This window comes from Pseudovibrio sp. JE062 (genome assembly GCF_000156235.1).
Lineage (GTDB): Bacteria > Pseudomonadota > Alphaproteobacteria > Rhizobiales > Stappiaceae > Pseudovibrio.
On record NZ_DS996809.1, the window covers coordinates 1 to 13,953 of the forward strand.

The 13,953-nt window shown below is 53.9% G+C and carries 12 protein-coding genes; 8 read left to right on the plus strand and 4 right to left on the minus strand.

Annotated features, from left to right (window positions below):
- The 4 genes from PJE062_RS12410 to PJE062_RS12425 all read left to right on the plus strand — a co-directional run bounded on the left by PJE062_RS12410 (position 1) and on the right by PJE062_RS12425 (position 4,131).
- On the plus strand, positions 1–408 hold the full coding sequence (locus PJE062_RS12410; protein WP_083793246.1) for a cupin domain-containing protein: 408 nt from the start codon (positions 1–3) through the stop codon (positions 406–408).
- A gap of 11 nt (positions 409–419) precedes the next feature.
- Positions 420–1,907, plus strand: a complete 1,488-nt coding sequence (locus tag PJE062_RS12415) for an NAD(P)/FAD-dependent oxidoreductase (protein ID WP_008549875.1) — start codon at positions 420–422, stop codon at positions 1,905–1,907.
- 302 nt (positions 1,908–2,209) lie between these two features.
- Positions 2,210–3,694, plus strand: a complete 1,485-nt coding sequence (locus PJE062_RS12420; RefSeq protein ID WP_008550081.1) for a hypothetical protein — start codon at positions 2,210–2,212, stop codon at positions 3,692–3,694.
- Positions 3,695–3,894: 200 nt separating this feature from the next.
- Positions 3,895–4,131, plus strand: coding sequence for a hypothetical protein (locus PJE062_RS12425; protein WP_008549615.1), 237 nt, complete (start codon positions 3,895–3,897; stop codon positions 4,129–4,131).
- Between the two features lie 168 nt (positions 4,132–4,299).
- Here PJE062_RS12425 and PJE062_RS12430 read toward each other — a convergent pair whose 3' ends face one another.
- The gene (locus PJE062_RS12430) at positions 4,300–5,178 is read right to left on the minus strand and encodes a DMT family transporter (RefSeq protein WP_008549516.1); all 879 of its coding nucleotides are present in this window, start codon (positions 5,176–5,178) and stop codon (positions 4,300–4,302) included.
- A 146-nt stretch (positions 5,179–5,324) separates the two neighbouring features.
- Here PJE062_RS12430 and PJE062_RS12435 point away from each other — a divergent pair, with 146 nt between their 5' ends.
- Complete coding sequence (locus PJE062_RS12435; RefSeq protein ID WP_008549743.1) at positions 5,325–5,825, plus strand: MarR family winged helix-turn-helix transcriptional regulator; 501 nt, start codon at positions 5,325–5,327, stop codon at positions 5,823–5,825.
- A gap of 182 nt (positions 5,826–6,007) precedes the next feature.
- Here the strand turns inward: PJE062_RS12435 and PJE062_RS12440 are convergent, their stop codons facing one another.
- Entirely contained in the window at positions 6,008–7,273 is a 1,266-nt protein-coding gene (locus tag PJE062_RS12440; RefSeq protein ID WP_008549496.1) for a zinc ABC transporter substrate-binding protein, read from the minus strand.
- Positions 7,274–7,523: 250 nt separating this feature from the next.
- Here PJE062_RS12440 and PJE062_RS12445 point away from each other — a divergent pair, with 250 nt between their 5' ends.
- The 3 genes from PJE062_RS12445 (at position 7,524) to PJE062_RS12455 (ending at position 10,168) form a co-directional block, all read left to right on the plus strand.
- Positions 7,524–8,003 carry an Lrp/AsnC family transcriptional regulator gene (locus PJE062_RS12445; RefSeq protein WP_008549632.1) on the plus strand — a complete coding sequence of 160 codons (480 nt, stop codon included), beginning with the start codon at positions 7,524–7,526 and terminating at the stop codon, positions 8,001–8,003.
- A 243-nt stretch (positions 8,004–8,246) separates the two neighbouring features.
- A complete protein-coding gene (locus PJE062_RS12450) occupies positions 8,247–9,368 on the plus strand; it encodes a saccharopine dehydrogenase family protein (RefSeq protein ID WP_008549672.1) in 1,122 nt (373 codons plus the stop codon).
- Between the two features lie 212 nt (positions 9,369–9,580).
- Positions 9,581–10,168, plus strand: a complete 588-nt coding sequence (locus tag PJE062_RS12455) for a dihydrofolate reductase family protein (RefSeq protein ID WP_008550059.1) — start codon at positions 9,581–9,583, stop codon at positions 10,166–10,168.
- 49 nt (positions 10,169–10,217) lie between these two features.
- Here PJE062_RS12455 and cydC read toward each other — a convergent pair whose 3' ends face one another.
- Positions 10,218–11,954 (minus strand): thiol reductant ABC exporter subunit CydC, encoded by a 1,737-nt coding sequence (gene cydC, locus PJE062_RS12460; RefSeq protein ID WP_008550001.1) that lies wholly within the window; start codon positions 11,952–11,954, stop codon positions 10,218–10,220.
- Positions 11,951–13,756 (minus strand): thiol reductant ABC exporter subunit CydD, encoded by a 1,806-nt coding sequence (gene cydD / locus PJE062_RS12465; RefSeq protein ID WP_008549570.1) that lies wholly within the window; start codon positions 13,754–13,756, stop codon positions 11,951–11,953. The genes cydC and cydD overlap by 4 nt, the downstream gene beginning before the upstream one ends.
- Positions 13,757–13,953 lie beyond the last annotated feature (197 nt).

Genomic DNA, 13,953 nt, shown 5'->3' on the forward strand with positions numbered 1-13,953 from the left:
ATTAATGACAACACCAGCTGGAATGTTGTTGGCCATACATACACACCTAAAGTGCTGACTGAAAACGTGTTTATCTGGCATGCGGCCATACCGGACGAGACATTTGTGCCGCCGCATATTCATCCGACACAGGATGAGTGGATCACGGTGCTTACGGGTGAGCTTGAGGTGGAGTTTGGAGAGGCCTGCCACAAAGCCAGCCCGGGAGATACGATCAGAATGCCACGCGGAATTGCGCACGGGATCTTCAACCGCTCCGGCGATGAAGCGACCTGCGTGTTCGGTGTGGCCCCTTCCCGCAAGCTCTATGATCTGTTTGAGGCTTTGGACGGCGTGACAGATCCGGAAGAGCTTGTGCGCATCTCTGCCCTTCATGAAGTCGACTTCCTTCCGCCACCTGCTGAATAAGGGTGGCTGACATGGTGAAGAAGAAGAAAGTTGCTGTCATTGGCGGCGGCGTGAGCGGTCTTGCGGCTGCGAAAGCCTTTGACGAGCGTGGGCACCGGGTGTTCGGGTATGAGCGCACGCATGATTTCGGTGGGGTTTGGGAGCTTTCCAGATCCTATCCGGGGGTGCAGACCCAGTCTCCAAAAGATCTGTATTGCTATACGGATCTGCCCATGCCTGATGAGTATCCGGAATGGCCTAAAGGACCGCAGGTGCATGCCTACCTGCATTCCTACGCCCGTAAGCACAAGCTGCATCGGTTGTTCCAGCTGAACACCTCCGTGCTTTCCATGGACCGGCGAGAGGATGGCCAACCGGGATGGACGCTGACGCTGGATGCGGCTGGTAAGGTTCGTAAGGAAGACTTTGACTTTGTTGTTATTTCAACGGGCCAGTTTTCTGAGAAGAACATCATCAGTCATCCTGGACAGGAGGCGTTTGAGGCGCAGGGCGGTGCGGTGATGCACTCCTCCGACTACACAGATCCTTCCCGCGCTCAAGGCAAACGGGTGGTCGTTTTGGGTGGCTCCAAATCAGCGACTGATGTGGCGGTGAACGCAGCGCAGAATGGAGCTTCTCAGGTAACACTGGTGTATCGTGAGCCCGTGTGGCGGGTGCCCTACTTTGTGGGCGGCATCAACTTCAAGCGTTTGCTTTACATGCGGGCACAGGAGCTGCAGTTCAACAGCTGGGGCCGAAACCCGCTGCAAAAGGCTATGGCTGCGCTGGCCAAGCCGTTTATCTGGGCGAACTTCCGCGGGCTTGAGATGCTGTTGAAGCTTCAGTTGGGGCTGAAGAAGTGGGATATGGTGCCGAAGGTACCTATTGAGAAGGACATCTCCTGCTCTATTCCCATCGTTACACCCGGTCTGTTTGAGGGCTTCAAAAGCGGCAAGATCAAGCCGGTTCAGGGCACCATTGATCATTATGAGGGTGATCAGGCAGTGTTGACGACAGGCGATAAGGTTGGCTGCGACGTGTCCGTGCTGGCCGTTGGTTGGAAACTGGGCATTCCGTATCTGGCAGAGGAGTATCGTAACAAGCTGATTGAAGATGACGGGCAATATCGCACTTACCGTCTTTCTGTGAACCCTGACCTGCCAGAAATGGGATTTGTGGGCTTCAATTCCAGCTTCTGTACGGTTCTTTCTGCCGAGATGATCGCCAACTGGCTGGTGCGGTATGCAGATGGGCAACTGGCTAACCAACCATCCGATACGCAGATGCGTCAGAACATTGATGAGATGCTGGACTGGCGACGGGATGATCGGCCTGCTGCGCAGGTTTATGGCGGACTGTGTTCTGCTCCGTTCCACTTCAAGCACTTTGATGAGTTACTGCAGGACATTGGAGCGGCCAAGCGCAAGCGCAGCAATCCGCTGGCTGAGCAGTTCTCTTACCCCAATGCGCAGGCCTATGGGTCTTACCTAAAGTCAGCTCCGCAGTATTTTGCGCAATAACAAGATCGTGAGAGACCGTCATCCGTTAAGCCTACAGCGGCAAATGGCTGTTTCTCACGGTTAAAGCCTAAATGGTTCTCTTGCGCCTTGTGCTTTGCGGAAGGTGCTGGAGAACCTCTTATAAACGGTGGTGGGCCGAGTTTTAATCAAACCGGCGTCAACATGACAATGCTGGCATAACCATCGTGAACTTTGTGAACACGCCACGAGACATTTTATCGATTATTTTAAAGCCCATGCAATGCGCCCCCGACATTGTTCAGAGATGAAGTCGTATGGTCATCTTTCTGAGGAGTGTGTCTATGCTGGGTGGAGCACAACAACAACCTGAGGGATCAGGAAATCAAGACGAGCTGAGCTGGGCGAAACGCGTTTTCCAGGAGCTGAGCATCAAATTTCCTGATGATGTGCAGCAGGCTGCGCAGATTCTAGCCAGCGTCCCCAAAGACGACAAGCTCACCGTTGCCGACAACAAGGCCGTTGAAGCGTCGATTGCACAGATCGCCTCTGAAAGTAAAGCCGCTCACAAGACAGCTGACAGCCTGATCAAGAGCATCGTGACCGTGTTCACGCGCCTTGAAGGGGATGATGAGCTGAAAGGCACGTTGGATGCCATGAACGCTTATACGGGTGATAACCCGAAATATGGTGTTGTGGGACAGCTGGGTGCCGGTGGTTTCACCAAGATTGTCGACAGTGCCAAGAAGGGCAAGGAAGACAACGATATTACGATCCGCGAAAAAGGCACCGCTTATTTCGATCTGTCCAACTCCCCTGCTTTCCGGCAGGCCATGGAGAAAATTTACAACTCTCCTGAACTTCAGGAGAAGATGAAGGACATCATCGATATTGAGTACCTGAAGAGCTTCAAGTTCGGTCGTCCGCGGAATGCGAGATCCGACGCTGATCCAGATGAGCTGAAGCTTTACACTTATCGGAATGAGAACAAGCAGAACGCCTCTGAGCATCCAGAGCTTTATGGCGAAGTGCCCGGTTCTGAGCAAGTTGATGGACCGGTTCCGCAAAACGACGCGCTTGCCGGACAAAGCCTGACGGCCAACCAGCGCAAGTATCGTGAGCGCAGCAAAAAAGGCGGTGATGGTGCCTGGGCATCAGCTGCTGATCTTAAAGCAAACAAACGCCTGACAGAGCGCGAGGAGAACTTCGCAAGAACCAATCCGCGCAACCGTCATGACCGTGAGGATTATCAGTTCAAGGAAGGCAAGCCTGTCAAAGGCGGCGATATGCCTGACGACAAGGTGATTGTTGAGCATCAGCCCGGCTTCTCCGTCTGGGATGTGAAAGACGGCACTGGCTTTGCCAAGGATGCCGAGATGCACAACAAGCCAACGGTGGCAGGTCCGTCCGGCACCACAGATCGCTTCCTCACAGGCATTCGCTTGCTTGGTAAGGGTGTGATGAAAGAGCTGGGTCTGGAAGGTCCGAATGCTGATAACCAGGTGAAGGAACTTGGACGCTGGCTGGCCACCGGATATCTGGTTGGTGATGAGCACCACTCTGCCGTTGAGGTTAATCTGGGTGCTGCCAACCACGGCCTGAAGCCGCAGTGGGGTTCTGATCTTTATACAGAACCATTCTCTGAGCCGATCAAAGGCAAAGGTTTTGAGATCTCCAGCGAAACGGTTGTCGACCAGCTTGAGACCAAGCTGGAAACTGCCGAAGACGATGCGGTGAACAGAGATGCTTATCGCTTCGATCTGGAAGGTGGCTCGAAGGGTAAAGTGATGCCGGATGGTAAGGTGCAGGCACCTAAGCCTTCCAGATAAAGGCGCCTGTATCCAGAGGCTTTGTTCTATAAAACAGGCCGTTTGAGAACAGAAAATTTCATGAAAATTGGGCAGCCCAAACCGCGTGTTTGGGCTGTTTCTGCGTGGTTGCGGGGCCAATCCTTAACATCCGTTAGGAGAATTTTAATGGAATCATTTCACAATGAGAACATAGGAAGAACATCGGGTGCTAAATTACTATGTCCAAGAAGTTTCAGTGGCGTCAGCTTTGGAGAAATGTCCCTGATCACAGCGTGGGTACGGGCGTTCTTAGTACTGAAATGAGCATGCGCGTGCATCGCGAAGATGGCGATACGCACCGTAAGCCATGGCGGTGGGAACTGCATCACAACGGTGTTGTGTGCAAAGGTGACGTCAACGACAAGGTTGAGGCCATGCAAAAAGCGCAGGACGCTTACATCGCTTACCTACGCTAATCTTTCCTTTTTACGCTGATGCGTCTTGTTTCCCGAAAACCGAACCCGACTTTCGGGAAAACGCTTTAGAGCATGTTGCGCTCATTTGCGTTCACGTCTCATACTCTAACTTCTTTACTTTGAGCGAATTCTTGTCGTTTGATTAAATTCAATCAAACGGAACGCACTCTAGCTGGTTGCTGCCGCATCTTTCGTTTGTGTTGCAACCTTTGCTCTGCTTGGGGTCTTCAGGGCGTAGACGATACTTCCCAGCACGATAACAATGCCAGTCCACTGGCGCCAGCCAAACTCTTCTCCTACTAGTAACTGACCGCAGAGCACTGCTGAGACCGGGTTGACCAGTGACAAGAAGCCGATGGTTGTTGGGTTGAGTTGGACGATACCATTGAGCCAGTTCACAGAGGCCCAGCCCATCCCTAAAATACCGATCCAGAAGAACGCCAGTGCCATGTTCAGGTCCGGTACTGGAGCTGCGCCTTCCAGCACAAGCGCGATTGGTACAGCATAAAGGCCGCCGAGGGTCACGTGCCAGCCGGTATACGTCACCATGCTGACATCCGGCCTGCCCCACTTCCCGCTCAAATACACGCCGGTGAAGGTGCTCAAACAGGCCGCGAGTGCAGCGCCGATGCCGATCCAGTCCAGTTCCACTGCTCCCAGCAGCAACATGCCGACGCCAAACAGGCCAATGAGCGAGGCAAACATCTGGCGTGCGACCGGCGTTTTGCCGTCGAGTATCCAGATGTAGAAGATGATCTGCAGAGGCAGCGTTGCCATGAGTGTTCCGGCCATGCCGCTTGGGAGGCGGAAGGCGGCGATGAACACGAAGAAGATCATGGATAGGTTGGTCAGGCCAATGATCATGGCCCGCTTCACCCATTGGCCTTTCAGCACTCCGGGTGCAAAGGCAAGAAGCAGCAGGCCGGCGGGTAGCAAGCGGTAGACGACCATCCAGACCGGGTCTTCTGATGGCAGAAGCAGCGTGGTGACAGCGTAGGTGGTGCCCCAGATGGCGGGGGTGAGCGCTGTGCGCAGCTGAACGAGCATAATATCTCGACCTCAATTATTTTGATTTCAAACTAATTCACATGATGCTTAGGATATCTACGCAGAACCGTCAAGTATCTTGATATCAAGTAATTCCTCTGCAATATACCTTTGTATTGCTGCAAGCCAGATTATTGAGAGTAACCATGAGTGATCACGTTGCACGCGTCGTGCGCCAGTGGAAGAGCGAGTATCCTGAGGTTGATGCCAGCCCGATGTATGTGCTGGCGCGGATGATGCGGATCAACATGCAGATCAACAAGGACCTTTCGGCCAACTTTGCCAAGTTTGGTCTGGCGACGGGTGACTTTGATGTTCTGGCTACCTTGCGCCGCAGCGGCGAGCCTTATGCGCTGCGCCCGACCGAACTTACCAAATCCAGCATGCTGACGTCTGGCACCATGACCAGCCGACTGGACAAGCTGGAGAAGCTGGGTCTGGTGTGCCGCAATCCTAACCCAGAAGATCGCCGTGCGCTGATGATCCACCTGACAGACAAAGGTCGCGAGCTGGTGGAAGAAGCGGCTGCCAAGCACTTTGCGCTGGAAGCGGAGATGCTGAAGGTGCTGGACCCGCAAGACCGGGAGGCGCTGGAAGGTATTCTGGAAAGATGGAGCCACAGGCTGGAAGAAGAAGGTGCGATGTAATCCCCCAGAGGGAGATCACTCCCGTCTTTGCACCTGATCGTCTCGCAGGCCCTTGATGAAAACTGGTAGAAGATTTTCGGGAGCACGTTTATAGCCCATGGCCCAGTTTGGGGGTGAGCGAAACAGGCAGCCATATTGATATGGAGCCGCCTGTCTGCCTGTTATTCTTGTTATTTCAAAACCTATGAGTTGCCAGAGAGGCAGGTGTTGAACGCGGAGCCCATCTGCTTCAGCAACTCTGTGTAAAGCTGCGGACCGGAGTCCAGTGTGGATCCCAGAGGATCGATCTCAGCAGAGTTTACGCCAGTGCCCTCTTTCAGAACTGCAACCATTCTTGGGTTGAACTGAGCCTCAGAGAAGACGCAGCTCACGCCCAGATTTTCCAGCTTTGCGCGCACTTCAGTCAGGCGTTTTGCACCTGGCAGCACTTCCGGGCTGACAGTCACGGAGCCAACAGCGTTGAGGTTGTAAGCCTCTTCGAAGTAGCGGTAAGCATCGTGGAACACCACGAACGGTTTGCTCTGATAGTCTTTGAGATCCGCTTTCAGAGCATCAGAAACCTTGGAAATCTCCTCAGCTTCTGCTTTTGCATTGGCTGCATACTTGGCAGCGTTTGCAGGGTCGGCCTTGGAGAGAGTTTCTTCAATCTCATGCAGCATGGCAATTGCATTGGCTGGAGACAGCCAGATATGCATGTCGAAAGCTTCTGCGCCGTGGTCATGACCTGCATGTTCAGCATGTTCCTCATGCTTTTCATGATCAGCATGTTCTTCATGCTTCTCGTGGTCATGCTCAGCATGCTCTTCATGCTTCTCGTGGTCATGTTCAGCATGCTCTTCGTGCTTCTCATGGTCATGATCGGCATGCTCTTCATGCTTCTCATGATCGTGATCAGCGTGCTCTTCATGCGCTTCGTCGGCGTGTGCTGCATGTTCTTCCGCAGTTTCACCGGCGTGTGCTGCATGTTCTTCCGCTGTTTCACCGGCGTGTGCTGCATGCTCTTCAGCAGTTTCGCCGGCGTGTGCTGCATGCTCTTCAGCAGTTTCGCCCGCATGGTCATCGTGATCGTGACCTTCGAAGTTGCCACCTTCACGGAAGTTCAGAAGCGTCAGACCGTGGGAATCTTTCAGCGTTACGATGGTTGCATCGTTTGCAAGGTTCTCAAGCGGGGTTTCAAGGAAACTTTCCATCTGCGGGCCGACCCAGAACACGACGTCGGCATTTGCAATCTTGCGTGCTGTTGACGGACGCAAGCTGTACGTGTGCGGAGACCCTGCCCCTTCGACGACCAGATCAGGCGTGCCTACGCCTTTCATCACGCTTGCCACAAGAGAGTGGATCGGCTTGATGGACGCCACCACTTTGACCTCGGCCTGTGCCAGCGCTGGGAAGGAGACGCTTCCTGCGAGAAGGCCAAGAATACTCATTGAACTCAGGAGATGCTTCATACGTGCCACAACCATCCGTTATAGTATTACATTCAAATTTGTTACTTTATAACGTCACATATTTTGGAGCGCAACGGGGTTTTTGGGATTTCTGCAGCCTTGGGAAAACCTGAAGATCAGATATGGGTTTATCCTTTGATCTCAAAGGCTTTGTCGGCAGATCGCGTCGTAAGCTGTTAGTTTTGCCTGATCGTACTGCCAAATTGACGATATTGCTGTTATATTGCCGCAAAAATTTGAAGGACATTGTATGGCCGAGATTAAGGATGAGCTGGACCGTAAGCTGATTGCCATTTTGCAGGGCAATGCCCGGGAACCGGTTTCTTCAATTGCGCGGCGTCTGGACGTTGCCCGCTCCACCGTTCAGGAGCGTATTGCCCGCCTTGAGCGCAAAGGGATCATTATCGGCTACACAGCCATCCTTGGAGATGAGCAGGATCAGAAGCGTGTTCAAGCCCTTGTGATGCTTTCTGTGGCTCAACAACGTTCTCGCGAGTTGATTGCCCAGCTGGAGTCCTATCCTGAAATTCGCAGCTGCCTGACTATCTCCGGTGAGTTTGATCTCTGCCTCATTGTGGAGCCGGATCGACTGGAAGAGCTGGATGCGGTGCTCGATGAGATTGCCGCTATCCCGGGTGTAGAACGCACACGTTCTTCGATCGTGCTGACGAAAAAGTTTGAACGGCAGCGTCCATTCATGCCTCAAAACACCTATAGCATTGAGAAGTAAGAGCTCTTGTGCATTCGTATATTTTGCTCAGGTGATTTAAATGGCCTCAGCTGCGTATTTTCACCGGGGCGAATCGTGTGCGCCTTACACGCTTAGATCGTCATTTTTACTTTTTTAATGTCAATATGACATAATCGCCGTTACTTCAACGATATAAAACGTCATTTCGGCAAGTTGCCCCGTAAACTCCGGCAGTGTTTTCACGTAGACTCTTGGTCAATCGAAACAAGCTTGGAGGGGCTTATGAGCCGACATCATGTTGCTGTTGTGGGTGCAGGTAAGATCGGTGGGATGATCGCTGCACTGTTGCAAGGTTCAGGTGACTATCAGATCAAAATGCTGGACCAGAGTGTGGAAGCGCTGGGAGCGTTGGACGTGCCGCATGTGACAACAGAAGCACTGGACGTGAGTGATCTGGGAAAACTCACGGAAGCTCTTAAAGGATGCGATGCAGTTATTTCCGCTGCACCGTTTTTCCTGACACCGGTGATCGCGCAGGCCGCGAAAGATGCAGACTGTCATTATCTTGACCTGACCGAAGATGTGGCCAGCACTGCAGAAGTGGAGAAGATTGCAGAAGGCGCCAATAAGGCGTTTGCTCCGCAATGCGGCCTCGCTCCCGGTTTCGTTTCCATTGCCGGTTATGATCTGGTAAAGCAGTTTGACAGTCTTGAAGACCTGCATCTGCGCGTGGGCGCCCTGCCCCGTTATCCAACCAACAAGCTGAAGTACAATCTGACATGGTCCACCGATGGCCTGATCAACGAGTACTGCAACCCATGTCTTGCTATTGAAAATGGCGAGCTGACCAAGGTGCCTGCTCTGGCCGGCCTGCAGCACTTCTCCCTTGATGGCGTTGATTATGAGGCGTTCAACACCTCCGGCGGTCTGGGCTCATTGTCTGAGACGCTGAAGGACAAAGTGCAGAGCCTGCGTTACCTTTCCATCCGCTACCCAGGTCATCGTGACATCATGGAGTTGCTGCTGAAGGATCTGGGCTTCATCAACAAGCGCGAGCTGCTGAAGGAAGTGATGGAAGATTCCATTCCTGTGACCATGCAGGACCGCGTTCTCATCTTCATCACTGCCACCGGTATGAAGGATGGCCGTTTCCAGCAGAAGTCCTACTCTCATGTGGTCAATGACCGTGAGATCATGGGCAAGCACTGGAGCGGTATTCAGATCACCACCGCTGCCAGCATCTGTGCCACTCTGGATCTGATGATGGAAGGTAAGCTGAACGCGAAGGGTTTCGTGAAGCAGGAAAGCATCAACCTGCATGACTTCCTCTCCAACCGCTTCGGTAGCCTGTACAACAACGGTGACACAGATCATGAAACACCGGGCAATCAGATGGCCGCCTAAGGCTGATTGATCCTCGTGATCCGTGTGTAAATTAGAGCGCGGCCTCAGATCTGGGGCTGCGCTTTTTTACAGGTATCGATGCAAGGCGTGACGCGCCCTGTATTATGCATAGATTTTAAAAGGCACGTTTCAACTTCCGTCGTCCTTCTTAGTTTCACCATGGGCGACTTGCATATTCAGCTCACTTCAGATGGCCCCGGAGACCAGACGTCATGCGTGATCTTGCAATTCTGACCTTCCAAAGCGTTGATGGTGTCATGCAGGCGCCGAGCCATCCTGATGAGGATCGCTCTGATGGTTTTGATCTAGGCGGATGGGCCCAGCCCTATTGGATGGAGGTGATGGAGCTTGTAAAAGCTGAGGCCATGTCCCTGCCCTACGATTTCCTTTACGGGCGCAAAACTTACGATCTGTTTGCAGCCTTCTGGCAAACGGCAGATCCTGATGATCCTGCGACACAAGCGATCAACTCAGCTCAGAAGTATGTGGTGACGTCTCAGCAGGATGATCTGGGATGGGTCAACACACGGCGCGTCCATGGAGATCTGCCTGAGGTGATTGGTGCTTTGAAAGCGATGGACGGGCCACTGCTGCAAGTGCATGGAAGCTGGAGGCTTATTCAGCAGCTTCTGGAGCATGATCTGATTGATGAGTTCCGGCTTCTGACCTTCCCTGTGATCCTGGGCAAGGGCAAGAAGTTGTTTGAGGACGGCGCACAGGTACGCGCGCTAAAGCACATCAAGTCCGGGCATACGGCAGGTGGTGTGAAGATGGATTTTTATCGGCGCACTGCTTCGTGAATGCGGCGGCTAAGCACTGGCAACGTCAGGCGTCACCAGTGCGTTTGTTTTAATCGTCGCGGAGGCGACCTTTGATTTCATCAGAGAGTGGCAACGCAACTTCAGCCAGCTTGCCCTCATCCAGCATCAGCACGCGGTCTGCGCCTTCCAGCTCACTGGCGCGGTGGGAGACCATGAGGACGGTCTTGCCACGTGTCATGGCGCGGAAGGAAGCTAGCACTTTGTCAGCAGTCGCATGATCGAGACCTTCGGTCAGCTCGTCCGCGATCCAGATTTCTGGGTTGCGTAGGTATGCACGGGCGAGCGCCAGACGGCGACCTTCACCACCAGACAGGCCTAGACCACCTTCACCCAGACGGGTTTCCAGCTTTTCTTGACGGCCTTCCACCAGCTCTTTCAAACCAGCATGAGCCAGAGCTTCCCAGAGCTCAGCATCTGTTGCGTCTTCGCGGGCCACGCGCAGGTTCTCTGCGATGGTGCTGTGGAAGATCTGCGTGCGCTGACCGACGACAGTCAGGGTTGCGCGAAGTTTGTCTTCTGCCAGACAGCTCAGTTCAACACCGCCGATCTGGATAGAGCCGTTCTGAGGCGTTTGCAGGCGCGCCACGATGGCTGCCAGAGTGGATTTGCCAGCACCGCTTGGGCCAATGACCACAGTACGGCTGCCAGTTGGCAGAGCCAGGTCAACATTGTCCAGAATAGCAGTTGCTTTTGAAGTATAGGCGAACTGGATATCCTTGAGGCTCAGCGCATCCTTACCCGCTTCAAATACAGGTGTTTCAGAGTTGCTGCGCGCTGTTTGCAAAGCTTCACTGTCCTGCCCCACTGTGAGCAAAGAGCGAACACGATCGGCTGCACCGGACATCTTGCTCCAGCTGCCAGCACTGTTGGCGATGGAGATGAGTAGTTCTGGCAGGGCTAGAGCTACGAAGGCAAACAGAGCGATATGCTTCAGCTCCATCTGGCCTTGCTGGTAGGAGTAGGCTGCGAACAGGAAGGTCACAGCCACCATCACCTGACTCATGGTGCTGACAACGGCCTGATTGCGCATGTCGGTCAGTTCGTTCTGCTCTTGCGCATCATCCAGCTGGTTGACAGCCTTCAGAGCTGCCTGACGCTGTTGTTCCAGACCACCGAAAACAGAGAGATCACGACGACCGCGCACCAGATCTGAGACGCGAACGCGCAGAGCATCGCGGGCTGCATTGAGCCTGCGGGCATGCGCTTTCTGGCGATGACCACCAGACTTTGCCAGAACAGTCAGACCTGCTGCTTGTACCGCACCCAGAGCGATGGACGCCATTGGGGAGTACTGCCAGAGGATGACGAGTGTCAGACCAGTGATAATGGTTGCAGAAGCAAGCGGAACCACCAGACGCAGGAACAGGCCATCAAGCTGATCCACGTCACTCACCACGCGGGAGAGTGCGGTTGCAGAGCGCTGGCTTAAAGTACCGTTGCTTTCGCGGGCGACAAGGCCACGGAACACGCCGGAGCGCAGGTTTGCCAGAAAGCGGAAGGTAGCATCGTGGGTAATCACCCGTTCCAGATAACGCCCAAAGATGCGAATGGCAGCATACCAGCGAATGTGACTTGCTGCGGCACTGTTAAAGGCAATCGCGCCAGCAGACAGGCCTGCGATGGCCGTTGCGGTGATGAAGTAACCAGAGACGGCCAACAGGGCTATGCCAGCGGCAGCTGGAAGGAAGGCCAGAAACAAGCCGCCCCAGAATGCTAAAGGCTCTTCTTTTTGCAGGAGCCAGATGATGCGAAGGGATGATCTCATTGCTCTTCTCCTTCACGCTCATTCACTTCAACCAGCACGCCTTCTTTCAGGGTCAGCACGCGATCAGCAGACCCAACGACACGCGGGTCATGGGTTGCGACCAGAACCGGTTTGTTGTGCGCCAGCTTCTTCAGCGCGGCGACCACTTTCTGCGCAGTGGCACCGTCCAGATCAGCTGTTGGTTCATCTGCGATGATCAATCTTGCGTCTTTGCGCAGAGCTGCGCGCGCTAGTGCGAAACGGCGACGTTCGCCCAAAGACAGGCCTTTGCCATCTTCACCTATCTGACCAGACAGACCATCCGGGATCTTGATGAGCAGTTCCTCAACGGCTGCCAGCTTCAGAGCTTGGGTCAGCGTTGCATCATCAGCGGACTTGTCCGCGCGATGCAGGTTTGCACGCAAGGAGCCGTGGAACAGCTCTGGATTTTGAGAAAGGACTGAGATGGCTTGTTGCCAGTTGGTCAGGCCATAAGAGGTCAGCGGTAAGCCGCCATATGCGATCTGGCCCTGATCTGCTGGAAGGAAGCCGAGAATGCAGTCCATCAGGGTGGATTTGCCGGTACCACTTGGGCCTTTGACGACGACCAGCTCCGGTTCTCCCAGAGACAGATTGACGTCTGATAGGATCGTGCGGTGGTCGCGAGAAACACTGAGGCTTCTGATTGTCAGCGCGCCAGTTTCCGGCAGCGGCACAACATCAAGACCTGTTCCGACGATATCTTCCAGACCGTCTTTTTCCAGCTGCTTTTGCAGTTCAACAATGTGATCTGCTGCTGCAATGCCTGCTGCGCGGTCATGATAGGCTGCTGCAAAGGCGCGGAGCGGTGCGAAGTACTCAGGAACGATCATCAGCACAAACAGGCCGCCAGCCAGTGTCAGCGGCGAACCATATGTGCCGAAGTTCCAGTCGCCGAGCAAAGAGTAGCCAACATAGATCGCTGTGATAGCGATGGCCGCAGCGCTGAACAGTTCCAGTGCAGTGCTGGAAAGAAAGGCGATACGCAGAACGCGCATGGTGGAGGTGCGGAAGTCACCACCCAGCTTGCGGATGTCGTCTTCAGAGCGCTTAACCGCGCCGAAGAGGCGTAAGGTTTCCATGCCTCTGAGGCGGTCAAGAAGAAGGCCCCCCATATCGGCGAGAACACCGAGCTGTTGGTCACTGGCTTTCTTGGCGCGGATACCAACGATTGCCATGAAGACCGGGACCAGAGGCCCAAACACCAACAGACAAAGCGCTGCAAACCAGCTGACATAGGCAACTGAGGCGACCAAAAGCAGCGGAACAAGTGATAAGCGTGCCTGAATAGGGAGGAACCGACCAAGGTAAGGCCCAATGGCCTGAATATGGTCGACAGCAATGGAGGCCACCTTCCCGCTTGCTGGAAGTTCTGTCGCCGGGGACAGGTTGGTCAGATTGCTCAGCAGACTGGTTTCCAGTCTGTGGCGCGCCTTAGAGGCTGCGCGAACAGCAATCTCGCCGCCCTTCACCTTCAGCACATGGCGGATGGCGGACAGGATAAGAATGGAGGCTGTTGCATAAAATGGATCGAGGCCTGGTCCGTGTGGATCAATCAGGCCAGCAATTGCCAGAGCCAAAAGTGCAGCCTGCGGAATCCAAAGGAGTTCCGAGAGGCCTTGCAACAATGCGCCGCGCTTCACCAGTTTCATTTCCGGGCGAACCGCTTCCTGAAGCCAGATCTGACCCGCGGACTTTTTGCGTCCACGTTTCTTGGCGGTGGCATTTGCCTCCGCAACTTCAGCATCGGATAGCTCTGTTACATCTGCTAGGTTTTCAGTCATTCCGCTTGTCCGGTTCCCTCTTAGCCGGGGCATCTGCCTGTAACTCTAATCAGCAATTTCCGAAAAAACTCTTCAATTGCCTAGACTTGCTTGCGCAAAGGAATCGACCCGTCCGGTGTTCCACTGCAACATGCTCGTTAGAATTACTCCAGTTTTTTAATAAATCGCAATAAACTCAGAGGCGAAGACCCCCCATT